General features: G+C 60.6%; 25 protein-coding genes. 16 read left to right on the top strand and 9 right to left on the bottom strand.

The window, feature by feature from the left end:
• The first annotated feature begins 79 nt into the window (after positions 1-79).
• The 6 genes from G5367_RS16070 to galE all read left to right on the top strand — a co-directional run bounded on the left by G5367_RS16070 (position 80) and on the right by galE (position 6,253).
• A complete protein-coding gene (locus G5367_RS16070) occupies positions 80-559 on the top strand; it encodes a DUF1456 family protein (protein WP_005343323.1) in 480 nt (159 codons plus the stop codon).
• A gap of 34 nt (positions 560-593) precedes the next feature.
• Positions 594-1,481 (top strand): N-acetylmuramoyl-L-alanine amidase, encoded by an 888-nt coding sequence (locus G5367_RS16065; RefSeq protein WP_421294660.1) that lies wholly within the window; start codon positions 594-596, stop codon positions 1,479-1,481.
• Between the two features lie 155 nt (positions 1,482-1,636).
• Positions 1,637-2,104 (top strand): Dps family protein, encoded by a 468-nt coding sequence (locus tag G5367_RS16060; protein ID WP_159164776.1) that lies wholly within the window; start codon positions 1,637-1,639, stop codon positions 2,102-2,104.
• A 288-nt stretch (positions 2,105-2,392) separates the two neighbouring features.
• Positions 2,393-4,042 carry a hydroxylamine reductase gene (hcp, locus tag G5367_RS16055; RefSeq protein ID WP_421244584.1) on the top strand — a complete coding sequence of 550 codons (1,650 nt, stop codon included), beginning with the start codon at positions 2,393-2,395 and terminating at the stop codon, positions 4,040-4,042.
• Between the two features lie 110 nt (positions 4,043-4,152).
• Positions 4,153-5,154, top strand: a complete 1,002-nt coding sequence (locus G5367_RS16050) for an FAD-binding oxidoreductase (protein ID WP_421244556.1) — start codon at positions 4,153-4,155, stop codon at positions 5,152-5,154.
• Between the two features lie 85 nt (positions 5,155-5,239).
• Positions 5,240-6,253 (top strand): UDP-glucose 4-epimerase GalE, encoded by a 1,014-nt coding sequence (gene galE, locus G5367_RS16045; protein WP_421244557.1) that lies wholly within the window; start codon positions 5,240-5,242, stop codon positions 6,251-6,253.
• 69 nt (positions 6,254-6,322) lie between these two features.
• Here galE and G5367_RS16040 read toward each other — a convergent pair whose 3' ends face one another.
• A complete protein-coding gene (locus G5367_RS16040) occupies positions 6,323-7,024 on the bottom strand; it encodes a phosphatase PAP2 family protein (RefSeq protein ID WP_421244558.1) in 702 nt (233 codons plus the stop codon).
• A 258-nt stretch (positions 7,025-7,282) separates the two neighbouring features.
• Here G5367_RS16040 and mpl point away from each other — a divergent pair, with 258 nt between their 5' ends.
• Together mpl and G5367_RS16030 are read left to right on the top strand one after the other, a co-directional pair.
• Positions 7,283-8,653: a UDP-N-acetylmuramate:L-alanyl-gamma-D-glutamyl-meso-diaminopimelate ligase gene (gene mpl, locus G5367_RS16035; RefSeq protein WP_005335612.1), complete on the top strand. Its 1,371-nt coding sequence runs from the start codon at positions 7,283-7,285 to the stop codon at positions 8,651-8,653.
• A complete protein-coding gene (locus tag G5367_RS16030; RefSeq protein WP_216979453.1) occupies positions 8,650-9,261 on the top strand; it encodes a flavin prenyltransferase UbiX in 612 nt (203 codons plus the stop codon). Before mpl ends, G5367_RS16030 begins: the two co-directional genes overlap by 4 nt.
• A gap of 68 nt (positions 9,262-9,329) precedes the next feature.
• Here G5367_RS16030 and G5367_RS16025 read toward each other — a convergent pair whose 3' ends face one another.
• Entirely contained in the window at positions 9,330-9,944 is a 615-nt protein-coding gene (locus G5367_RS16025; protein WP_216979454.1) for a TetR/AcrR family transcriptional regulator, read from the bottom strand.
• A 201-nt stretch (positions 9,945-10,145) separates the two neighbouring features.
• Between G5367_RS16025 and hpt the strand changes: the two genes are divergently transcribed.
• The 8 genes from hpt to G5367_RS15985 all read left to right on the top strand — a co-directional run bounded on the left by hpt (position 10,146) and on the right by G5367_RS15985 (position 15,936).
• The gene (gene hpt, locus G5367_RS16020) at positions 10,146-10,676 is read left to right on the top strand and encodes a hypoxanthine phosphoribosyltransferase (RefSeq protein ID WP_139428617.1); all 531 of its coding nucleotides are present in this window, start codon (positions 10,146-10,148) and stop codon (positions 10,674-10,676) included.
• A gap of 111 nt (positions 10,677-10,787) precedes the next feature.
• Entirely contained in the window at positions 10,788-11,705 is a 918-nt protein-coding gene (locus tag G5367_RS16015) for an ABC transporter ATP-binding protein (RefSeq protein WP_236348494.1), read from the top strand.
• Positions 11,702-12,475, top strand: a complete 774-nt coding sequence (locus G5367_RS16010; protein ID WP_033113075.1) for an ABC transporter permease — start codon at positions 11,702-11,704, stop codon at positions 12,473-12,475. Before G5367_RS16015 ends, G5367_RS16010 begins: the two co-directional genes overlap by 4 nt.
• Before the next feature lie 231 nt (positions 12,476-12,706).
• Positions 12,707-13,858: a double-cubane-cluster-containing anaerobic reductase gene (locus G5367_RS16005; RefSeq protein ID WP_421244559.1), complete on the top strand. Its 1,152-nt coding sequence runs from the start codon at positions 12,707-12,709 to the stop codon at positions 13,856-13,858.
• 9 nt (positions 13,859-13,867) lie between these two features.
• A complete protein-coding gene (locus G5367_RS16000) occupies positions 13,868-14,650 on the top strand; it encodes an acyl-CoA dehydratase activase (protein ID WP_421244560.1) in 783 nt (260 codons plus the stop codon).
• On the top strand, positions 14,647-14,955 hold the full coding sequence (locus G5367_RS15995; RefSeq protein WP_421244561.1) for a DUF3343 domain-containing protein: 309 nt from the start codon (positions 14,647-14,649) through the stop codon (positions 14,953-14,955). The genes G5367_RS16000 and G5367_RS15995 overlap by 4 nt, the downstream gene beginning before the upstream one ends.
• Positions 14,956-14,969: 14 nt before the next feature.
• Positions 14,970-15,404 carry a MauE/DoxX family redox-associated membrane protein gene (locus G5367_RS15990; protein ID WP_421212646.1) on the top strand — a complete coding sequence of 145 codons (435 nt, stop codon included), beginning with the start codon at positions 14,970-14,972 and terminating at the stop codon, positions 15,402-15,404.
• A 4-nt stretch (positions 15,405-15,408) separates the two neighbouring features.
• The gene (locus G5367_RS15985) at positions 15,409-15,936 is read left to right on the top strand and encodes a rhodanese-like domain-containing protein (RefSeq protein WP_421244562.1); all 528 of its coding nucleotides are present in this window, start codon (positions 15,409-15,411) and stop codon (positions 15,934-15,936) included.
• 83 nt (positions 15,937-16,019) lie between these two features.
• On the opposite strand, the gene G5367_RS15980 is transcribed toward G5367_RS15985, so the two are convergent.
• The 7 genes from G5367_RS15980 to dksA form a co-directional block, all read right to left on the bottom strand.
• Positions 16,020-17,384 carry a cation:dicarboxylate symporter family transporter gene (locus tag G5367_RS15980; RefSeq protein ID WP_421294653.1) on the bottom strand — a complete coding sequence of 455 codons (1,365 nt, stop codon included), beginning with the start codon at positions 17,382-17,384 and terminating at the stop codon, positions 16,020-16,022.
• A gap of 144 nt (positions 17,385-17,528) precedes the next feature.
• The gene (gene panC, locus G5367_RS15975) at positions 17,529-18,383 is read right to left on the bottom strand and encodes a pantoate--beta-alanine ligase (protein ID WP_019445357.1); all 855 of its coding nucleotides are present in this window, start codon (positions 18,381-18,383) and stop codon (positions 17,529-17,531) included.
• Positions 18,384-18,584: 201 nt separating this feature from the next.
• Positions 18,585-19,379 carry a 3-methyl-2-oxobutanoate hydroxymethyltransferase gene (panB, locus tag G5367_RS15970; protein WP_005335640.1) on the bottom strand — a complete coding sequence of 265 codons (795 nt, stop codon included), beginning with the start codon at positions 19,377-19,379 and terminating at the stop codon, positions 18,585-18,587.
• Entirely contained in the window at positions 19,376-19,885 is a 510-nt protein-coding gene (gene folK, locus G5367_RS15965) for a 2-amino-4-hydroxy-6-hydroxymethyldihydropteridine diphosphokinase (protein ID WP_184235878.1), read from the bottom strand. Before folK ends, panB begins: the two co-directional genes overlap by 4 nt.
• A gap of 11 nt (positions 19,886-19,896) precedes the next feature.
• Positions 19,897-21,363, bottom strand: a complete 1,467-nt coding sequence (gene pcnB / locus G5367_RS15960; protein WP_005335642.1) for a polynucleotide adenylyltransferase PcnB — start codon at positions 21,361-21,363, stop codon at positions 19,897-19,899.
• Between the two features lie 166 nt (positions 21,364-21,529).
• Positions 21,530-22,438 (bottom strand): tRNA glutamyl-Q(34) synthetase GluQRS, encoded by a 909-nt coding sequence (gene gluQRS / locus G5367_RS15955; RefSeq protein WP_421244564.1) that lies wholly within the window; start codon positions 22,436-22,438, stop codon positions 21,530-21,532.
• Positions 22,439-22,549: 111 nt separating this feature from the next.
• The gene (gene dksA / locus G5367_RS15950; protein ID WP_005335644.1) at positions 22,550-22,999 is read right to left on the bottom strand and encodes an RNA polymerase-binding protein DksA; all 450 of its coding nucleotides are present in this window, start codon (positions 22,997-22,999) and stop codon (positions 22,550-22,552) included.
• Between the last annotated feature and the right edge of the window lie 55 nt (positions 23,000-23,054).

Genomic DNA, 23,054 nt, shown 5'->3' with positions numbered 1-23,054 from the left:
CTGAACTGTATCGGCCCCCGCTTTTTCTGACGCGAGGGCCGCCAGATGGTAAAGTTGCGCCGTTTACACAGGAGTCAGCATGACCAACAACGATATTCTGCGCCGTCTGCGCTACGCCCTCACCATCAGCAACGACCAGATGGTCGAGATGTTTGCCAAGGGCAACCTGACGGTCACTCACGCCCAGCTGCACAGCTGGTTGATGAAAGAGGCGGCGGAAGGTGAAGAGCAAGAGGCAGGCTATGTCGCCTGTCCCGACTCGGCTCTGAGCCAGTTCCTCGACGGTTTCATCATCGCCCGCCGCGGCGTGCGCGAAGATGCACCGCCCCAGGTGATCCCGAACCGGATCAACAACAACATGATCCTGCGCAAGCTGCGCATCGGTCTCAACTTCAAGGAAGAGGATATGCTCGGCACCCTCAAACTCGCCGACTTCAACCTCTCCAAGTCCGAGCTCAGTGCCCTGTTCCGCTCCAAGGATCACAAGCACTATCAGGATTGCGGGGATCAGATCCTGCGCAACTTCCTGATCGGTCTCACGGCCAAATACCGCGGCTAACCAGCCGCGCGACTGACCAGACCGGGCCTTCGACATGTGCCAGCGACTCACTCCTCCCACGCTCAGCAGACTGACTGTGGCAGGGGGATGGCGCTGGCGCTGTCTTCCTCCCCTCTTCTTTCTGCCACTGGTTCTGCTGCTGGGTGGTTGTACTCCGTCCGAATACCAGCTCTCTACCCGCTATCAGAGCGCCAACCAGAACGAGCGGGTCGCCTTTCTGATCCTCCACTACACCGACGAAGACGATGCCAACTCCCTGCGCCTGCTAACCGAGCCGGAGCACAAGGTGAGCGCCCACTACCTGATCCCCCGCGACAGCCACGAAACACCGCTCACCGTCTATCAGCTGGTGCCGGACAACGCGCGCGCCTGGCATGCGGGACGCAGCCGTTGGCACCAATATGCCGGGCTCAATGCAAGCTCCCTTGGCATCGAGATCGTCAACCTCGGCTATCCAGCGGAAGATGAGCCGCTGGCCCCCGATGCGCGGCGCTGGCAACCCTATACCCCGCAGCAGATTGCCGCCGTCGGCGCCCTCAGTCGGGAGCTGGTCGACCGCTACCAGATTCCACCGACCCAGGTGCTGGGCCACAGCGATGTCGCCCCCGAGCGCAAGCAGGATCCCGGCCCCCACTTCCCCTGGCGCCAGCTCTATCTGACGTACGGAGTCGGCGCCTGGCCAGATGAAGGTCGGGTGGCCGAGTTGCTGGCCAGCCCCTTGCCCGACTGGGATGCAGCCATGTGGCAGCAGCAGTTGGCCCGCTATGGCTACGGCCTGTCCCAGACCGGCCAGTGGGATGAGCAGAGCCGCGCCGTCATGCGCGCCTTTCAACTCCACTTTCGCGCCAGCAAGGTCGATAGCAAACCGGACCGCGAGTGTCAGGCCATCCTGATGGCGCTGCTGGAAAAATACTTCCCCTAATCCTCATCCATTGCCCCCGTTGCTGCGTACTGTTTGATAGCCGTTAGCTATCAAACAGTTAGGCACAAGCAATTGTCCCTGCATTTTGCAAGGCGTTATTCTGACTGCGTTCCGAAAGAGAATTTAAAACCGATTTCCAAATCTGGAGGTGAATGATGAAAAGCCCGATTGGTCTTGATACTGCTCAATCACAAGCCCTGGCAGCCGAGTTGAACAAATTGCTGGCCAGCTACCAGATCCTCTACATGAACGTGCGCGGCTTCCACTGGAATATCCGTGGTAACCAGTTCTTCGAACTGCACCTGAAATTTGAAGAGATTTACAACGACCTGCTGTTGAAAGTTGATGCGCTGGCCGAGCGGATCCTGACCCTGGATGGCGTGCCAATGCACAGCTTCAGTGAATACCTGAAAGTCTCTGCCATCCCGGAGCAAAAAGGGCTGCACGATGGCCGCGCCTGTGTCGAATCCTTGCTGGAGAGCTTCCGCGAACTGCTGGTCGCCCAGCGCCGTATTCTGGGTCAGGCCGCCGAAGCCGGTGATGAAGGCACTGCCTCCATCCTCTCCGACTATGTGCAGCAGCAGGAAAAACTGGTCTGGATGCTGCGCGCTTATCTGGCCTGATAGTGAACCAAGCCGACTACAGCGTACGTATGCTGGGTTGAGTAAGTACCGGGCCGAAAGCTCCTGACCAGACTACGGCCCAATCCGTCTGATTGTTATGTTCTGTTGCAAACCTGAGTTGTCTCTCCTTTTATCCACCCGCTTGCCGCCCTGTTTGGGCGGCTTTTTTGTTTTTGATCTGCATCAATGAAAACTGAATTGGTAAATTGAATGCCTATTAAGTTCTGAGCCGTAGGAATAGAATCGCCACAAAACAAATAACTGAAATGTCCAATTAGGAGAGGCATGATGTTTTGTGTGCAATGTGAACAGACAATTCGTACCCCGGCTGGCAACGGCTGTGCCTACGCACAAGGTATGTGCGGCAAAACGGCTGAAACCTCGGATCTGCAAGATGTGCTCATCTATACCCTGCAGGGACTCAGCGCCTGGGCGCTGGCCGCCCGCGAGCAGGGCATCATCGACCGCGAGATCGATGCCTTCGTGCCCAAGGCCTTCTTCGCCACCCTCACCAACGTCAACTTCGACTCGAATCGCATCGTGGCCTACGTCAATCAGGCCATCGCTTATCGCCAGCAGTTGGCCGATCGTCTGACCGCTATGGCGGTGCAGGTGAACGATTTGCCACAGTCCGCTTATTTCGAGCCCGGTGCCGAGCTGCTGGAACAACTTGCCCATGCTGCCCCAGCCGCCCCCAATCGGGGCAAGAGCGAGGTGAACGAGGACATCATGGGGCTGCGTCTGCTCTGTCTTTACGGCCTCAAGGGCGCCGCCGCCTATATGGAGCACGCCCGGGTGCTGGCTCAGCAGAGTGACGAGGTGGCCGCCGAATTCCACCGCATCATGAGCTGGCTCAGCACAGACCCGAGCGAAATGGGCCGGCTGTTCAGTTGCGCCATGGAGATCGGTCAGCTCAACTTCAAAATCATGGAGATGCTGGATCTCGGTGAAACCAGCGCCTTCGGCCATCCGGAGCCGACCCAGGTCAGAGTCACCCCCATCCCCGGCAAGTGCATTCTGGTCTCTGGCCACGACATGATGGATCTCAAGCTCATTCTGGAGCAGACCAAGGGGACCGGCATCCATGTCTACACCCACGGCGAGATGCTGCCCGCACTGGCCTACCCCTTCTTCAAGCAGTACCCCCATCTGGTGGGCAACTACGGCTCCGCCTGGCAAAACCAGCAGAAGGAGTTTGCCAACTTCCCGGGCGCCGTGGTGATGACCTCCAACTGCATCATCGACCCGAACGTGGGCAACTACTCGGATCGCATCTTCACCCGCTCCATCGTCGGCTGGCCGGGGGTAACCCATCTGGAGGGGGATGATTTCTCCGCCGTGATCGCCAAAGCGCAAGCGCTCGAGGGCTTCAAGCACACGGAGCTCGAGCACTTCATCACCATCGGCTTTGCTCGCAACGCCTTGATGCAGGCCGCCCCTGCGGTGATTGAGAAGGTCAAAGCCGGAGAGATCAGCCACTTCTTCCTGGTGGGGGGCTGTGACGGTGACAAGGCCGAGCGCGCCTACTTCACCGAGTTTGCCAAGGCGGCGCCACGCGACAGCCTGCTGCTCACCCTGGGCTGCGGCAAATACAAGTTCAACAAGCTCGACTTTGGCGACATCGGCGGTATTCCACGTCTGCTGGATGTGGGTCAGTGCAACGATGCCTACTCCGCCATCCAGCTCGCGCTGGCGCTCTCCGAGGCGTTCGAGTGCGGCGTCAACGATCTGCCGCTGACGCTGGTGCTCTCCTGGTTCGAGCAGAAGGCCATTGTCATCCTGCTCACCCTGCTGGCGCTGGGTGTGAAGGACATCCGTACCGGCCCGACCGCCCCCGCCTTCCTCACCCCAGCCCTGCTCAAAGTGCTGGAGGAGCAGTTTGGCCTCAAGGGCACTACCACCGCCGAAGCGGATCTGGCCGAGATCATGGCAGCCTGACATTCCAGCATGTTGTAAGCGTTTGGCGAGCCCCCCGGCTCGCCTTTTTTCTGAATCCGGCTTTTTCATCAGACGTTTTTCAAACCGTTTCAAATATAAGGAGCCTTGTGATGACATCTATCACGCTCACCTGCATTGGCCGCCAACAGAACACCCACGACGTAGTGAGCTGGCAGCTGGTGCCGGTTGCAGGCAGCCTCCCTCCCGTGCTGGCAGGCCAGTGCATCACCCTGCACACCGAGATTGACGGCAAGCCCCACTGCCGCGCCTATACCCTCTCCTCCAGCCCACAGGATGCCTGCTGGCAGGTCACCATCAAGGATGTGGGGCTGGTCTCCCACCATCTGCACCAGACCCTACAAGTGGGGGACGAGATCCGGGTGGATGGCCCCTTCGGCGACTTCAACCTGACTGCCTTGCCCTGCGAGCGGCCACTGCTGCTCAGTGCCGGTTCCGGCATCACCCCCATGTGGGCCATGCTGCGCGACGAGCTGGCCAAGCGGCCGGATGCCGACATCTGCTTTATTCACAGTGCCCGCTCGCCTGAGGATGTGATCTTCGCAGACGACTTGGCTGCGCTGGCCGCGGCCCATGCCGGTGTACGCCATGCCCTGATTCTGGAAGAGGCCCCTGCAGATCACCCATGGGTGGGCCGACTCACAGCGGGCATGTTGAAGGAATTGGTACCGGATCTTTTGAGCCGCCACGTCTATCTGTGCGGGCCTGCGCCTTACATGACAGCAGTCAGCACCATGCTGGCGGAGCTGGGACTGCCGGCTGAGCAGTTACACCAGGAGTCGTTCGGTCTGCCTGCGGTTACATCGAATACGGCGCCAGTTGCAACCAGCAGCGACCACTTCTGGCTAACCCTGAAAAAGAGCGGCAAAAAGGTGAAGATCCTGCCGGGCCAAACCCTGCTGGCGGCGCTGGAAGCTGCGGGTGAGACCATAATGGCCGCCTGCCGCGCCGGGGTATGCGGCGCCTGCCGCTGCACCACGGAAGGCGATATCGAGCGCCAGAGCGTGATGACCCTGAGCACGCAGGATCTCGAACGCGGGGTGGCTCTGGCCTGCTCCTGCACAGCCAGTGGAGATGTCAGCGTCGACTATTGAGGCGAGTTCCTGGCATCTCGCGCTTTTCCCGAGTGGGTCGGGCAGGTAGACTCAGCCCCAGTTTCAGTCGAAGACGGGATAAAAAATGACAATTCTGGTTACAGGGGGCGCCGGCTATATCGGCTCCCATACCCTGGTTGAACTCTTGAACGCCGGGCAGCAGGTGGTGGTGCTGGACAACCTCTCCAACTCCTCACCGGAGTCACTCAAGCGGGTCGAACGGATCACCGGCAAGCCGGTCATCTTCGTCGAAGGGGATGTGCTGGACAGAGCCTGCCTGCAGCAACTGTTTGCCGCCCACCAGATCGAGTCGGTGATCCATTTCGCCGGCCTCAAGGCGGTCGGTGAATCAAGCCAGATCCCGCTCACCTACTACCAAAACAACATCACCGGCACTCTGGTGCTGTGCGAAGAGATGGCCAAGGCTGGGGTTTTCCGGCTGGTATTCAGCTCCTCGGCCACCGTCTATGGCGATCCCGCCTCGGTACCGCTGCGGGAAGATTTCCCCACCAGCGCCACCAACCCCTATGGTCGCTCCAAGCTGATGGTGGAGGAGATCCTCCGTGATCTCGCCAAATCCGATCCCCGCTGGGCCATCGTACTGCTGCGTTACTTCAACCCGGTAGGCGCCCACGAGAGCGGCCTGATTGGTGAAGATCCCAACGGCATCCCCAACAACCTGTTGCCCTATATCAGCCAGGTGGGTGTCGGCAAGCTCAAGGAGCTGGGGGTATTTGGCAACGACTACCCGACCCCGGATGGTACCGGTGTGCGCGATTACATCCACGTGGTGGATCTCGCCATCGGTCACCTCAAAGCGCTGGCACGCATCGAGTCTGATACCGGCGTCTTTACCTATAACCTGGGCACAGGTCAGGGGTACTCGGTGCTGGAGATGATCAAGGCATTTGAAGTGGCCAGCGGTCGCACCATTCCCTACCAGATCAAACCCCGTCGCCCGGGCGACATCGCCGAGTGCTGGGCCGAGCCGCACAAGGCCCGTGCCGAGCTGGGTTGGCAGGCAGAGCGCGGTCTGGAGCGGATGATGATCGATACCTGGCGCTGGCAAAGCCAGAATCCGAACGGCTATCAAAGCTGATCTCTAGCGGACTGATAATAAAACGCCCCGATATCTTGATATCGGGGCGTTTTATTTTGTGGCACTCAATCAGTGAGTCTGACTACGTAATAGTGGTAATGGCGCGAGATAGGGAACGATGCGTCCAATCAGCCGATCCGCCAGGGGGGTCAGCAGCAACCAGGGCAGGCAGAGGGTGGCCAGCCCCAGTGCGCCGACGTAGACATCGGTAAACCAGTGAGCGCCCGCCAGCATGCGTGGTGCGGAAAAGAGCGGCACCATCAACAATGCGGTGAGACCCGCCCAACGTGGCAGATAACGTAAGGCGTAACCCGCGAAGATCATCAGGAACAGGGCGTGATCCCCGGGGAAGCTGTCACCGGAAGAGTCCTTGGTCGGAATACCGCTTAGCTGGGTCACCCGCAGCGCATCGGCCACCATCAGGGTCGGGCTGGGTCGCTCCACCGGCAATCGGTGACCAAGCTGGTTGATCACCAGTGCACTCAGCAGCATGACAATGCCCATCGCCACCAGTTGGCGACGCCCCGCCAAATCCCGGGCAAAGAAACAGCGGGCCAGGATCAACCCCATACAGGTCAGTACTGCCAGATCGAACAGCCGGTTATTAGTGATGGCCACCAGATCGGCCCACAGCGCAGACTGCCCGAGCCAGACATTGACGGTATGAAAAATCGCGAGGTCCCACTGATCCCAGGGACCATGAGCGGGCAGCGCAGCCCAACTGATGGCCACCAGACCACCGACCAGATAGCAAAGCAGGAACTTGCCCATGGGGACTCTCCGTTTGAAAAGGGCGATATCGTAAAACTGCAGGGTGCGTCACAAAACCGAAGAATTGTAAGAAAGTGCGACACAAAATCAAGCCTCAAATAAAGCCCAACAACCCACTCCAGCCTCGCACACCGCGACAGCGACAATATTTCTGCCTCCAGTGCGTCATCTGTGGGCCTCTCACCATGAGTGCGGCTTGTGCCACCACCGCAACACCCCCTAGAATGCCCACTTCCCTTTACTGCGAAAGGAAGCGGTATGCATATTCACATTCTCGGGATCTGCGGCACCTTTATGGGTGGTCTGGCGGTGTTGGCAAAACAGCTTGGTTATCGGGTGACCGGTTCGGATGCCAACGTCTATCCCCCCATGAGTACCCAGCTCGAGCAACAGGGCATCGAACTGACCGAAGGCTATGACCCCTCCCAACTCGATCCGGCGCCGGATCTGGTGGTGATCGGCAACGCCATGAGCCGCGGCAACCCCTGTGTTGAATATGTGCTGGACCGCAATCTGCCCTACATCTCCGGCCCCCAGTGGCTGCTGGAGCATGTGCTGCAGGATCGCTGGGTACTGGCCGTTGCCGGCACCCACGGCAAGACCACCACCGCCAGCATGCTGGCCTGGGTGCTGGAGTACGCCAAACTGGAGCCCGGTTTCCTTATTGGCGGCGTGCCGGGCAACTTCCCGGTCTCCGCCCGTCTCGGCTCTGCCCCCTTCTTCGTCATCGAAGCGGACGAGTACGACTGCGCCTTCTTCGACAAGCGCTCCAAGTTCGTTCACTACCACCCGCGTACCCTGGTGATGAACAACCTGGAGTTCGACCACGCCGATATCTTCCCGGATCTCGCCGCCATCCAGCGCCAGTTCCACCACCTGATGCGTACCGTGCCGAGCAACGGCCGGGTGCTGTTCCCGCAAGCCGATGACAACCTCACCGCCGTACGCAAGATGGGCTGCTGGAGCGAAGTGGAGCTGGTCGGTCAGGACGACGCCAAGTGGAAAGCGGTCAAGCTGGCCGATGACGGCTCCGCTTTCGAGGTGTGGCTGGATGGCGAAAAGCAGGGCGAGGTGCACTGGGAGTGCATCGGCGAGCACAACGTCAACAATGGCCTGATGGCTATCGCGGCTGCCCGCCACGCCGGTGTCATGGTGGAGCACGGTATTGCAGCCCTCTGCCAGTTCAAATCCCCCAAACGGCGGATGGAGCTCAAGGGCGAGGTAGCTGGCATCAGCGTTTATGACGACTTCGCCCACCACCCCACCGCCATCGAAACCACCCTTGGCGGTCTGCGCGCCAAGGTAGGCAAAGCCCGTATCCTGGCAGTGCTGGAGCCGCGCTCCAACACCATGAAACTGGGGGTACACAAGGAGGAGCTGGCCGGCTGCTTCGATGGTGCTGACGAGGTATTCTTCTTCCAGCCTCCCAACATCGGCTGGGATCTCGGCGAAGTGACTGCCCATATGACCCGACCGGCCAAGGTGTTCAACGATCTGGAGACCCTGATCAACCGGCTGGTGGCCGAGAGCCGTGATGGCGACCATATTCTGATCATGAGCAACGGCGGCTTCGGTGGCATTCATGACAAGCTGATCGCCCGCCTCAAGGATTACCACGGCGAACTATGAACAAAGCGATCACACTGGCGCTGACCGGCGCCTCCGGCGCCCCCTACGCCCTGCGCCTGCTCCAGTGTCTGGTGCAGGCGGACTATCGGGTCTATCTGCTCGCCTCCTCGGCGGCTCGTGTGGTACTCAAAACCGAGCAGCAGCAGGATTGGCCCGGCTCGCCGAAAGAGCTCTCTGCTTATCTCTGTCGCCAATATGGCGCCATCGATGGGCAGATCGTGGCCTGCGGCAAGGAGGAGTGGTTCTCGCCGGTCGCCTCCGGTTCGGCCGCGCCCAAGCAGATGGTGGTCTGCCCCTGCTCCATGGGCACCGTCTCGGCCATTGCCAACGGCACCTCGGACAACCTGCTGGAACGGGCGGCGGACGTGGTGATCAAGGAGCGTGGCCAGCTGATCCTGGTGCCCCGCGAAACCCCCTTCTCGGCGATCCATCTGGAGAACATGCTGAAACTGGCGCGGCTCGGGGTGACCATCATGCCCGCCGCGCCCGGCTTCTACCATGAGCCAAAGAGCATTGCGGATCTGGTGGACTTTATGGTCGCCCGCATCCTCGATCATCTGGGTGTCGAGCATGAGCTGACCCACCGCTGGGGCTATGGACACGGCTGAGCAGGCCAGACAAAGCGGATAAAAAAAGGCGCCCCTTGATGAGGGGCGCCTTTTTTCGTTAAGCCGTATCAGCAAGCCTGAATAGGTGCCGTCACGTACTTGAACAGGAAATCAGTCACCTCTTCGCGCGCCGGGCGCTGGGGTTGATTGATCATCTGCATCATCACATAGCCAAAACCGGTCAAAGAGCGGGCCAGATCCTGTGCCGACAGCACGCTGGTGATCTCCCCTGCATCCATGGCGGTTTGCAGTTCGCTGGCGATCAGCTCAAGGCACTGATCGAGCAGCCGGGTATAGCGGGGCCATACCTCTTCCCGAACCGAGGAACTCCACTCCAGCCAGATACCTGCGTAATCGGGCTGGTCGTAGGCCGCATCGACAGACAAGCTCACATGGCGCTTGATCTTGTCGAACATTGAACCATTGCCACTGTATGCCTGCGACAACATCTGGTTCACGAAACGTTCGATCTCGGCCAATACCTCATCTACCAACTCCTCGCGGGTGTTGAAATAGTTGAAGACAGTGGCAACAGAGACCTTGGCCTGCTCGGCAATTTCGGCGTGGCCAGCACGACCAATACCGCGGCGGGAGAACACCTCGATGGCACATTCCATCAATTGGGAGCGACGAGCTTCCGGCGACAGCCGGGTACGACGTCTTATTTCTGCGCGTGGTTCCATAGTTTTTATCATCTAATAGTTATTGATTATGGTGTTTATAGTATTTTAACTAATCATGCCTGAGTGCCTGCTAACTCTATCAATTAAAATAAGCTGATAAAAGCACCACGTATCTCTAGCACCCTTCAACATGAGTGGTAGAATCATCGGTTTTGATATTCATGAACGGCCAAATCCCCTTTGGCCTTATGGGAGTAAGTGATGAAACACACCGTCGAGGTGATGATCTCCGAGGCTGAAGTCGCCGCCCGGATCGCCAAATTGGGTGAAGAGATCACCGCCCGCTATCAGGGTTCTGACGAAGTCGTAATGATTGCGCTGCTGCGCGGTTCCTGCATCTTCCTGGCCGACCTCTGCCGCCAGTGCCAGCTGCCCATCACCCTGGACTTCATGACCGCCTCCAGCTACGGCTCCGGCATGCACAGCACCCGTGACGTCCGCATCCTCAAAGACCTGGACGACGACATCAAGGGCAAGGATGTGGTGATCGTGGAAGACATCATCGATACCGGTTACACCCTCAACAAGGTGCGCGAGATCCTCTCCCTGCGCGAGCCGAAATCCCTGGCCATCTGCACCCTGCTGGACAAACCCTCCCGCCGCGAAGTGCAGGTGCCGGTCGACTGGGTCGGCTTCGCCATCCCGGACGAATTCGTGGTCGGCTGTGGCATCGACTACGCCCAGAAGTACCGCAACCTGCCCTTCATCGGCAAAGTGGTACCCCAGGAGTAAGCCAGGTTCAGGACTATCACGGGTGAAGTGGCCTTGTGCCCTTTACTTTGTGCAGGCGGCCTTGGCCGCCTTTTCTGTATCGAGCCGGATTCAACCATCACAGAGGTTGCAATGAACGCACTGGAAATCAGCGGCCTGAAAAAGACCTATCAGGGGGGCGTTGAAGCTCTTAAAGGCATTGATCTTACCGTCAAGCAGGGGGACTTCTTCGCCCTGCTCGGCCCGAACGGCGCGGGCAAATCTACCACCATCGGCATCATCAGCTCGCTGGTGAACAAGAGCGCCGGCAAGGTGAAGGTGTTTGGCTACGACATCGACAGCGATCTGGAACAGGCCAAGGCCCAGCTCGGACTGGTGCCGCAGGAGTTCAACTTCAGCCAGTTCGAGAAGGTGATCCAGATCGTCACCCATCAGGCCGGTTTCTACGGCGTGCCCAAGGCGGAAGCCAAGATCCGCGCCGAAAAGTACCTGCGCCAGCTCGATCTGTGGGAGAAGCGCGACATGCCGGCCCGCACCCTCTCCGGCGGCATGAAGCGCCGTCTGATGATCGCCCGCGCCCTGATGCACGAGCCCAAACTGCTGATCCTCGATGAACCGACCGCCGGGGTCGATATCGAGATCCGCCGCTCCATGTGGAGCTTCCTCAAGGATCTCAACGAGCAGGGTGTCACCATCATCCTCACCACCCACTATCTGGAAGAGGCCGAGATGCTGTGCCGCAACATCGGCATCATCGACAAGGGTCGTCTGATCGAGAACACCAGCATGAAAAACCTGCTGGGCAAGCTGGGTCGCGAGACCTTCCTGCTCGATCTGGCGCCTGGTTCTGCCGTGCCGAATGTGCCCGAATTCAACGGCCGCATGCCGGATGAGCGCACCCTGGAAGTTGATCTCGACAAGAGCCAGTCGCTCAACAGCCTGTTCGAGCAGCTCTCGAACCAGCAGGTGCAGGTGCTGAGCATGCGCAACAAGGCCAACCGGCTGGAAGAGCTGTTTGTCACCCTGGTCGAAGAGGGGAGAAAAGCATGAACCTGACCACTTACTACATCGCCTTCAAGAGCATCCTGGCCAAAGAGGTGAGTCGCTTTACCCGGATCTGGATCCAGACCCTGGTGCCGCCCGCCATCACCATGAGCCTCTACTTCGTCATCTTCGGCAACCTGATCGGTTCGCGCATCGGTGACATGGGCGGCTTCACCTACATGGAGTTCATCGTGCCCGGCCTCATCATGATGTCGGTGATCACCAACTCCTACTCCAACGTCGCCTCCTCCTTCTTCAGCGCCAAGTTCCAGCGCAACGTGGAGGAGCTGCTGGTGGCACCAGTGCCCAACTACGTCATCATCGCCGGCTACGTGGGCGGTGGCGTGGCGCGCGGCCTCTGCGTCGGCCTCATTGTCACCCTAGTGTCGCTCTTCTTCGTGCCGCTGCAGATCCACCACCTGTTCAGCGTCTGCGTGACCGTGCTGCTCACCGCGATCCTCTTCTCGCTGGGCGGCCTCATCAACGCGGTGTTTGCCAAGACCTTCGACGACATCAGCATCATCCCCACCTTCGTGCTGACGCCGCTCACCTATCTGGGCGGGGTGTTCTACTCCATCAGCCTGCTACCCCCCTTCTGGCAGGGCGTCTCCCAGGTGAACCCCATCATCTACATGGTGAACGCGTTCCGTTACGGCTTCCTCGGGATCTCCGACGTGCCGCTCGGCACCGCCTACCTCATCATCATCGGCTTTATCGTGGCTCTCTACGGTCTGGCATGGTGGCTTATCTCGCGCGGCACCGGCCTGCGCCACTGATGACCAAAACGGGCACCTCGCGGTGCCCGTTTTTTATCTCCCTCCAAATGCTGCCACTTCAACCAACTAGCCCCCCTCTCAATAACCTGCCTGTTATTAAGGATTTACCTGACACCTTGTGATCCACCGCAACTTTCGAATTACCCCCAAAGGTATAATTCTCGCGGTTGGATGTGCCGTCACGGATGGCTCGTCCGTCTCTTCATTTCTCTCATCAGGGCAGGATCGCCTATGTCACTTATCACCGAGTTGCCAGCCATTTTCGATAGTTTTTCTGATGCCCGTCGGCAGGGCTTTCTGGCTGTGATGGCACTCAAGGAGCGACAGATCCCCCTGGTCGGCACCTACTGCACCTTTATGCCGCAGGAGGTGGCGATGGCCGCCGGCGCCGTGGTGGTATCGCTCTGCTCCACCAGCGACGAGACCATCGAGGAGGCCGAGAAAGATCTGCCCCGCAACCTCTGCCCGCTGATCAAGAGCAGCTACGGGTTCGGCAAGACCGACAAGTGCCCCTACTTCTACTTCTCCGATCTGGTGGTGGGGGAAACCACCTGCGACGGTAAGAAGAAGATGTACGAGTACATGGCCGAGTTCAAACCGGTGCACGTGATGCAGTTGCCCAACCGTGCCGATGACGAAGCCTCCCGCACCCTGTGGCGCAGCGAAATCGTCCGCTTCAAGGAGTTGCTGGAGCAGCAGTTCGGCCAACCCATTAGCGAGCAGGCGCTGCGCGACGCCATCGTGCTGAAGAACCGCGAGCGCCGCGCGCTGGCCGACTTCTATCGGCTGGGTCAGCTCAACCCGCCGGCGCTGAGCGGCACCGACCTGCTCAAGGTGGTCTATGGCGCCACCTTCCGCTTCGACAAGGAGCAGCTCATCAGCGAGCTGCAGGAGATGACCCGCCGCATCAAGACCGAGTATGCCGAGGGCAAGCGGCTCGATGCCCGCCCACGTATCCTCATCACCGGCTGTCCCATCGGCGGCGCGGCCGACAAGGTGGTGCGCCTCATCGAGGAGCACGGTGGCTGGGTGGTGGGTTACGAGAACTGCACCGGCGCCAAGGCGACCGAGCAGTGCGTCAGCGAACAGGGTGACCCTTTCGATGCCTTAACCGACAAGTATCTGGCCATCGGCTGCTCCTGCATCTCCCCCAACCACCAGCGCATGAATCTGCTGAGCCAGATGGTGGAGGAGTATCAGGCAGACGGGGTGATCGATCTGATCCTGCAGGCCTGCCACACCTATGCGGTGGAGTCGCTCGCCATCAAGCGCCATGTGCGCGAACGCCACGGCATCCCCTACATGGCGGTCGAGACCGACTACTCCAGCGCCGACAAGGGACAACTGGCCACCCGGCTGGCCGCCTTTATCGAAATGCTGTGAGGAGGCGCCGTGTCACTCTCCATCGGGATTGACTCGGGCTCCACCGCGACCAAGGGGATCCTGTTCGACCACAAGGATGGCGGGCGTATCGTCCGCCGTTTTATGGTGCCGACCCCCTTTCGTCCGCTGGCTGCCATCGAGCAAGGCTGGGAGGAGCTCTCGGCCGATTTGCCAGAGCGCCCCCACCTGACCCTGACCGGCTATGGCCGCGATCTGGCGTCGTTCGCCGATCGCCGGGTCACCGAGATCTCCTGCCATGGGCTGGGGGCTCGCCTGCTCTGCCCGTCGGTACACACCGTCATCGACATCGGCGGGCAGGACAGCAAGGTGATCCAGCTCGATAGCGAGGGCAATCTCACCGACTTTCTGATGAACGACAAGTGCGCCGCCGGTACCGGTCGCTTTCTCGAGGTGATCACCCGCACTCTGGGGGCACGGGTCGAGCAGCTCGACGAGCTGTTGGAGGGCGCAGAGCCCCACGACATCAGCAGCATGTGTACCGTGTTTGCCGAATCGGAGGCGATTAGCCTGCGCTCGGCGGGCATTCCGGCCGAGTCGATCCTGGCCGGCATCGTCCGATCAATGGCCCGGCGCAGTGCCAACTTTATCGGCCGCCTCGGTACCAGACCGACAGTGCTCTTTACCGGCGGCGTCAGCCACTGCGCCACCTTCCGCCACTATCTGGCCGAAGGGTTGGGCTGCGACGTGGCCACCCACCCGGACGCCCAATTTGCCGGTGCGCTGGGGGCCGCGCTGTTTGGCGCGCGCGCCATGGCGGGAGGCAAGTCATGAACGAAGAGTTCCTCTACCTGTTCCACTCCACCCTCGGTACGGTCAGGCTGCGCAAGCGGCTGGAGCTGCACGGCCAGTCGTTTCGGGTCTGCGACGTGCCGCGCCGGCTCAGCGCTGGCTGCGGCCTCGCCATTCGCCTCCACTGCTCGCCAGATGAATGGCAGAACTGGTGTCAGCGCGGCGAAACCGCAGCCGTCTTTCGCTGCGAAGCGGACGGCGACTATCAGGAGCTGGCCCGCTACCAGGCCGATGGCCCAGCCATGGCAAAGCAAAGCCCTGTGGTTGGCAGTCGGAGTCATGGATGATAAAGAGCTATCCCATGGCTGTTTATCTGCGCATGCTGGCCAGGCTGGCGCTGGGGGGATTCTTTCTCGCCTCCGCCGGGTTCAAGCTGGCCTCCCCCGCCCTGTTCATCGAGCAGATCGGCGCCTTTGGCCTGCTCTGGCCGCCGTTGCTGCCACTCGCCGCCTGGGGGCTGATTGTCCTTGAGCTCTGCGCAGGGCTTGCAGTCATCGCCAACCGGCGCTGGGGATTGTGGCTGGTGATCGGGTTGCTCACCCTGTTTATTCCGGTGTTGGGCTATGGCGTTGCCATCGGGCTCGACATCTCTTGCGGCTGTCTTGGCAGGGCTGATCTCAGCTCGTTGCCGGAAGCTATTGTGCGGGATCTGCTGCTACTGACGCTTGCGGGCGCCCTGCTGCGAACTTCCCGCCCCGTTTTTCCCGTTCCCGTTTTTCCCGTACTAAAGGAGTAGTGACATGATGACATTGCGATCCCGCACTCTGGTGGCCTCGCTGATCGCCGCCAGCTTTGCCCTCGCGGGCTGTGGCGACAACCAGTTCGAGCAGGAGGTGAAGCTGGAACAATCGGCTGTGCAGCTGGCACAGGAGGCGCAGCAGGGGGGCTATCAGCTGCTGACCGTGGCCGAGTTGAAAACCCGGATGGACAAGGGCGAGGAGCTGGTGATCATCGACACCATGCCCTATGAGGACTCCTACAAGAAAGAGCACATTCCGGGGGCCAAAAACTTTGTCTTTGTGAAAGAGGCCAAAGCTGGCGACAACTGGAGCGAGATCGTCGAGGGAAGCGGTACACCGGAGCAGTTCCAGGCGCTGCTGGGTGAAGACAAGTCCCGCCCTGTGGTGATCTACTGCGGCTTCGTCAAGTGCGGCCGCAGCCACAACGCTGCCGCCTGGGCGGTGATTCAGGGCTATCAACAGGTCTATCGGGTGCCGGGCGGCATCTTCGCCTGGAAAGGAGCCGGTTACCCCGTCTCTGCCGAATAACCGCGTTTGCCCACAAGGCAACACAGCCGATATGAAAGAAGCCCGCAACTGCGGGCTTCTTTCATATTAGGTAACGCTCGGGGTTAGCTGGCGGCCTGCTGCTCCAGCACCTGCGTCTCGGCCAGCTGCTGTTTGCCCAGCAGGCGCTTGGTGATCATCGCCGCCATGATGGAGCCGTTGACGTTGAGAGCGGTACGGCCCATATCCACCAGCGGCTCGATGGCGATCATCACCCCCACCAGCGCGATGGGGAAGTTGAGAGTGGAGAGCACGATCAGCGCGGCGAAGGTGCCGCCACCGCCGACGCCAGCCACCCCGATGGAACCCAGCGCAATCACCGGCAGCAGAGTCAGCAGGAACAGCGGATCGAACGGATTAATGCCGAGCATGGGGGCAATCATCGCCACCATCATGGCCGGGTAGATGCCGGCGCAGCCGTTCTGACCCAGATTGGCACCGAATGAGGCGGCGAAATTGGCGATGCTGGCGGGCACGCCAAGGCGCTGCTGGGTCTCGATACTGAGCGGAATGGAGGCGGCACTGCTGCGGGAGATAAAAGCGAAAGTGAGCACGCCCCATACTTCCCGCAGGTAGTGCAGCGGGTTCTGACCGATCAGCAGCAGGATCATCATGTGTACCGCAAACATCGCCAGAATGGCGACATAGCAGACCAGAATAAAGCCGAGCAGATTAAGGATCTCGCTCAGCGGATAGTGGGCCACCACTCGGGCAATCAGCGCCATCACGCCATAGGGGGTGAGCGCTATCACCACCCGCACCATCTTCATCACCCACAGTTGCAGGGTGTCGATGGCCACAGCGGCGCGAGCACCGGCCTCTGGATGCTCCGCCTTCATCTGCAGCAGGGCAACCCCGGCCAGCACGGTGAAGATCACCACCCCGATCACCGAGAGGCCGCGACTACCCGCCATATCAGCAGCAAAGTTGGTGGGCACCAGCGAGAGCAGCAGAGCCGGTAGGGTCTGGGCACTGTCGATGGTGCTCATGCTCTGTTGCAGGGCTGCCGCGTCGCTGCCGTGGCTCAACAGCCCGGTGGCGGTAAGGCCGCTCAGGTGGGTAATGCTCATCCCTACCACACCGGCGATCATCACCAGGGTCAGCATGGAGCCGATCAGCACGGCGCTGATCTTGCCGAGGGACTGGGCCTGCTCCAGCTTGTTGATGGCGGAGAGGATGGAGGTGAACACCAGCGGCATCATCACCACCTTGAGCAGGCTGACATAGCCGCCGCCAACGATATTGACCCACTCAAGGGTCTGCTGGACACCGGCATCATCGGCGCCCCAGCCCAGTTGCAGACCGAGACCAAACAGCCCCCCCAGCAGCAGACCGGCGAGCACCTTGCGCGACAGCGGCACCGTGGCGGGCAGCCGGGTCAGGGCAAAACAGAGCAGACAGAAGAGCAACGAAGCAAACAAGGTAAACATAAATAAACACCTGTAACGGCCATCAGGGCCGATTGTGGAGCGAGAAAACAGCGGGTGCGAGCAGGGTCGCGGGGGAAAACGCCAAATGGCAGGCGTGAAAAAGCAGCGGACGCCCGGGAAGGCGTCCGCTGACAATCGGGGGAATTACTTCTTTACGGTGACGACGCGGTTGTCGATAAGGCGGGCCTTGCCGAGATAAGCAGCCATCAGGATCACCAGCTGCGCGCTCTCGTCAGTGGCGGATTCGAGGGTGGCGGCATCGACGATGTCGATGGCATCGGTACGAAAACCGGCGTTGTCGAGGCGCTGGCTGGCCTGCGCCACCAAGGAGGGCAGGTGGTGGTCACCCGCTTCGATCTGCTCGGCGATCCAGTTCATGGTGCGCGCCAGCTCGGGGGCAATGGCCCGCTCGGCGGCAGTCAGGTAGCCGTTGCGGGAAGAGAGCGCCAGCCCGTCTTCGGCCCGCACGGTGGGTACGCCGACGATCTCTATGGGCATCGCCATGTCGGCCACCATCTTGCGAATAAGCGCCAACTGCTGGTAATCCTTCTGGCCAAAGCAGGCCACATCCGGCTGTACCAGATTGAACAGCTTGGTGACGACGGTGCTGACCCCGCGGAAGTGACCCGGACGCAGCGCCCCCTCCAGCAGATTGGAGAGACCCGGCACCTCGACGAAGGTCTGGCTGGCCAGCCCCTGCGGATACATGATCTCCGGCGTCGGGGTGAATACCATATCGACACCGGCCGCTTCCAGCGCAGCGCAATCCTGCTCCAGAGTGCGCGGGTAGTTGGCAAGATCCTCGGCCTTGTCGAACTGCATCGGGTTGACGAAGATGCTGACCACCACCTTCTCGGCGTGGCTGTGCGCCTCTTTCACCAGCGTCAGGTGGCCCTGATGCAGGTTGCCCATGGTGGGCACGAATGCGATGGCACGCCCTTCACGGCGCCATTGGCTGATCTGCTCACGCAGAACGACGGGATTATTTACGACCAACATCAGCAGTTCACCTTCCGATAAATCAAAAAGAGAGACGGGTTGCATCTACCGGTAGCGCTCGGGCGGGATGGGGCACGAACATGGCTATCAGCAGTTCACCTTTAGATGAATCAATAAGATACGGATTAGCTATACGGATTAACTGTGCGAGGCTGACAAGCAGAGACGGGGGCCGCAGCCCCCATCATGCAACAGCCAGGATCAGTTGAAGCAGTGCTCCGGGCCGGGGAAACTCCCCTCGCTCACCTGCTGGACATAGAGGCGGATGGCGGCACGCACATCACCGGTCTCGGCCAGGAAGTTCTTGGTGAACTTGGGCACATAGCCGGAGGTGACGCCAAAGGCATCGTGCATCACCAAAATCTGACCGTCGGTCGCGGGGCCGGCACCAATGCCGATCACCGGGATGCGAAGCGCCTTGGTGATTCGCTCGGCCAGCGCAGTGGGCACACACTCGAGCACCAGCAGCTGGATACCGGCCGCTTGCAGTTCGAGGGCCTGACGGTAGATCTCCTGCGCCTGAAACTCATCGCGCCCCTGCACCTTGAAGCCGCCAAAGACATGAACGGATTGCGGGGTGAGGCCGAGGTGACCGCACACCGGCACCCCGTTGCGGGTAAGGTGGCGGATGGAGTCACAGAGCCAGTCGCCCCCTTCCATCTTCACCATGCGGGCACCGGCCGCCATCAGGCGGGCGGCGTTCTGGTAAGTCTGCTCGGGGGTGGCGTAGCTCATGAACGGCATATCGGCGACCACCAGTGCCTTGCTGGCACCGCGCGCCACACAGCGGGTGTGATAGACCATCTCATCCATGTTGACCGCCAGGGTATCCTGACCCCCTTGCAGCACCATGCCCAGTGAATCGCCGATGAGCAGCACGTGGGCCCCCTCGTCGTCGAACAGCTTGGCAAAGGTAGCATCATAGGCGGTGATGGCGGTGAACTTTTGACCTTCCTGCTTCATCTTCAGCAGGCTGGCGGTGGTGATCTTGCTCATAGAGGCTCCTGTACGTCTGCACGCGGGGCAATGATGGCCAAATCATTGTGCGGGCAGCGGGCAACCAGTAGGGCGAGCGGGGTGCCGCAGGGCAGCACCAGAGCAGGCGCAATTTCGGCAAGGGGCAGCAGCACGAACTCCCGCTCCTTCATGCCGTAGTGGGGTACGATCAGGCGCTCATGGTTGATCACCTGATCCCCATAGAGCAGCAGATCGAGATCCAGAGTTCTCGGCCCCCACCGCTCATCTTTGCGCACACGTCCCTGTTCCAGCTCGATTTTTTGTAATTGATCCAGCAGCGCAAGGGGCGCGAGCCGGGTATTGAGCCGGGCCACGGCATTGACGTAGTCCGGCTGGTCAGCAGGGCCCATGGGGCGGCTGCTGTAAAACGACGAGGCCTCCACCAGCACAGATTCCGGCAACCTTGCCAGGGCGGCAACGGCGCGACGAGCCTGACCCAGCGGGTCAGACAGGTTGGAACCAATGGCGATGAAGACCTCGGTCATCACGTCTGTTGTCACTCGGCCACTTTCGGTTTGCGGCGACGGGGGCGACGACGGTTGCGGCTGTTGCTGCTGCGCTTCTCGCCATCGTGGCTGCGAGCCTCGCCGCGCTCACCGCTGGCCGGGCGACGGGTCGCTTCACGCTGCAGTTGCGGGCGCACATCCGGATTGGAGGCGACATAGCGCTCCCACCAGCTGGCCAGCTCGCCGAGACCGCGCTCGACCCGGTTGCGCAGCAACAGGAAGTCGAACGCCGCGCGGAACTTGGGGTGCTCCATGGCGCGCTCGGGGTGCTTGCCCTGACGACGGGTCAGCCGCTGTTGCAGTGCCCAGATGTCACGGACATCTGTGGTGAAACGGCGGGGAACGGCGATGATCCGCACCTGATTGTCGAGCACCTCGTTGATCGCCAGCATGAAGGCGTCATACCAGGGCAGGCCGCTCTCGTTCTCCAGCACCCGACCACGGGCCTCGACGCAGCCCCACAGCAGGGTGGCGTAGAGGAAGGCGGGAGTGACGCGCTTGTCTTCACGAACGCGGGTGTCGGTATCGATCAGCGCCTGCTCGATAAACTGCTCGTAGGGCGAGTTGCCGTGCGGGGTAAACAGCGCAGCCACTTGCGGGAAGAGCTGCTGGAACAGACCATACTCGCGCAGCAGTTTGTAGGTCGCCAGACCGTCGCCAGCTAGGAACAGCTTGAGGGTCTCCTCAAACAGGCGGGCAGCCGGTATGTCTTGCAGCAGCGGCGCCAGCTCCTTGATGGGGGCGGCGGTACGCGGGCTGATGGTCATATCCAGCTTGGCGGCAAAGCGCACGGCGCGCAGCATCCGCACCGGATCTTCACGATAACGGGTCTCGGGATCGCCGATCAGCTCAAGCTTGCGCTCGGCCAGATCTTCCAGACCCCCTTCGAAATCGTGCAGGGTGAAATCTTTGGCGCTGTAGTAGAGGGCGTTGACGGTAAAGTCGCGGCGCTCGGCATCCTCTTCGATGGTGCCGTAGACGTTGTCGCGCAGCAGCATGCCTTCATCAGACTGGGCCGACACATGTTTGCTGGTATTGACCTGATGGTGGTGACCCCGGAAGGTGGCCACTTCGATCACGTCACGACCAAAGACAATGTGGGCCAGGCGGAAACGACGGCCAATCAGGCGGCAGTTGCTGAACAGCGCCTTGATCTGCTCCGGCGTCGCATCGGTTGCGATGTCGAAATCCTTGGGCGTCTTCCCGAGCAGCAGATCCCGGACTCCGCCGCCGACCAGGTAGGCCTCATAGCCCCCTTTGTTCAGGCGATAGAGCACCTTGAGTGCATTCTCGCTGATCTCTTTGCGCGAAATAGGGTGCTGATCACGGCTTAAGGTACGACGTTGACCGGCGACACGGGCTGGAATGGGGGATTCCACCGACTGCTCGCCGTCTTCCTTGCCGAGCACCTTGCGGCAAAAGTTTGCGATCTGGGAAAAAATGGTACACCTCTTCATGACTTCTAAATTGACGGGAGGCCAAAAAATAGCGGCCTATGATAGCTCACGCCTAACCAAATGAAAAACCGTGCTGACAATTGATCCCGCATGAAACCGTCTGCCAGCGAAAATAGCGGTCTATCAGCGCCCAGCTCACGCCTTATTACACGAAAACCGGCTCTTTTTACTCAAGGCCCAGCGGGATTTTCTCGCTGGCGGGCACCCGTTCTAGCTGCCAGTTGGCGATGCCCCATTCGATGATCTCGTCGATCCGGCTCGCCATCAGCTCGGGCGGCGGACACTGGCCGAGGAAGTGCAGCGCCTGCCACAGGGCCGGGCGCACCTCATCGAGCGCCAGCGCCGGCGCATGGTTCTGCTTGGAGAGCTTGTTGCCGTCGGCCAGCACCGCCAGCGGCAAATGCACCCAGTCCGGCACCGCTGCCCCCAGGGTCTGGTAGAGGGCAATCTGGCGCACCGTGGGCTCCAGCAGATCGGCGCCGCGCACTATCTCGGTGATGCCGCTGTCCATATCATCCACCACCACCGCCAGGTTGTAGGCGTAGAGCCCGTCGCGGCGACGGATAATGAAATCCTCCTCGGCGAGCGCCGCCGGTACCGCGATATGGCCCTGCAAGCGATCGTCGAAGTGGTAGACCGGATGGTGCTGGCGCAGCCGGGCGGCGCAACCTTCGGCCGCAAGCCCCAGCGTGCGGCAGTGGCCGCCGTAGAGACCGCCCGCGGCCATGATTTCGCGCCGGGTGCAGCGGCACCAGTAGAGGTCTCCCGCCCGATAGAGCTGGTCGATGATCTCGTCATAACGGCCATGGCGCGCGCTCTGGAACATCACCTCCCCATCCCACTCGAGGCCATATGCCTCAAGAGTCTTGAGGATCAGGTTCGCTGCCCCTGCCATTTCCCGCGGCGGATCTATATCTTCGATGCGTACCAACCAGCGTCCCTGCTGCGCTCTGGCCTGCAAAAAGCTGCCGAGGGCGGCGATCAGCGAACCGAAATGAAGCGGGCCTGAGGGTGAGGGAGCAAAGCGGCCGACATAGGGGCGCGCAAGGGGTGAGGACGGGGGATTCACTGGCATGACTGTTCGGGTAAGCGATTCATTGAGGCTGCATTCTGGGGCGCGACCGCCAAAAGCTCAATAAAAAAGGGAGCCCGCGAGCTCCCTTTTTCATATACCAGAGGGTCGGGATCAACCGGCCATCTGTTTTTCCTTGATCTCGGCCAGCGTCTTGCAATCGACACAGAGGTCGGCAGTCGGACGGGCTTCCAGACGACGGATACCGATCTCGATACCGCAATGTTCGCAGTAACCGAAATCATCGTCTTCAAGCAGCTGCAAGGTCTTCTCGATCTTCTTGATCAGCTTGCGTTCACGGTCGCGGGTACGCAGTTCAAGAGCGAACTCTTCTTCTTGCGCGGCACGATCCACGGGATCCGGGAAGTTGGCAGCCTCGTCTTTCATATGGTCGACGGTACGATCAACTTCCTGCATCAGTTGGTTGCGCCAGGCACCCAGGATCTTGCGAAAATGCGCCTTTTGTTGGTCATTCATGTACTCCTCACCCGGCTTTTCCTGGTAAGGCGCGACACCCGCAATGGCCAGGGGGCCCAGAGATTTCCTGTTTTCGCCTGTTGGCATGCCCTGTCTCCTAATTCAGCACGCTACCCGTGCCATCCATAAATTGAGGGCGACA

It is taken from the genome of Aeromonas sp. 604282 (assembly GCF_049170575.1).
Lineage (GTDB): Bacteria > Pseudomonadota > Gammaproteobacteria > Enterobacterales > Aeromonadaceae > Aeromonas > Aeromonas veronii_A.
Note: the sequence above shows the minus strand (reverse complement) of the source record. Positions and strands in the feature narration are given on the sequence as shown.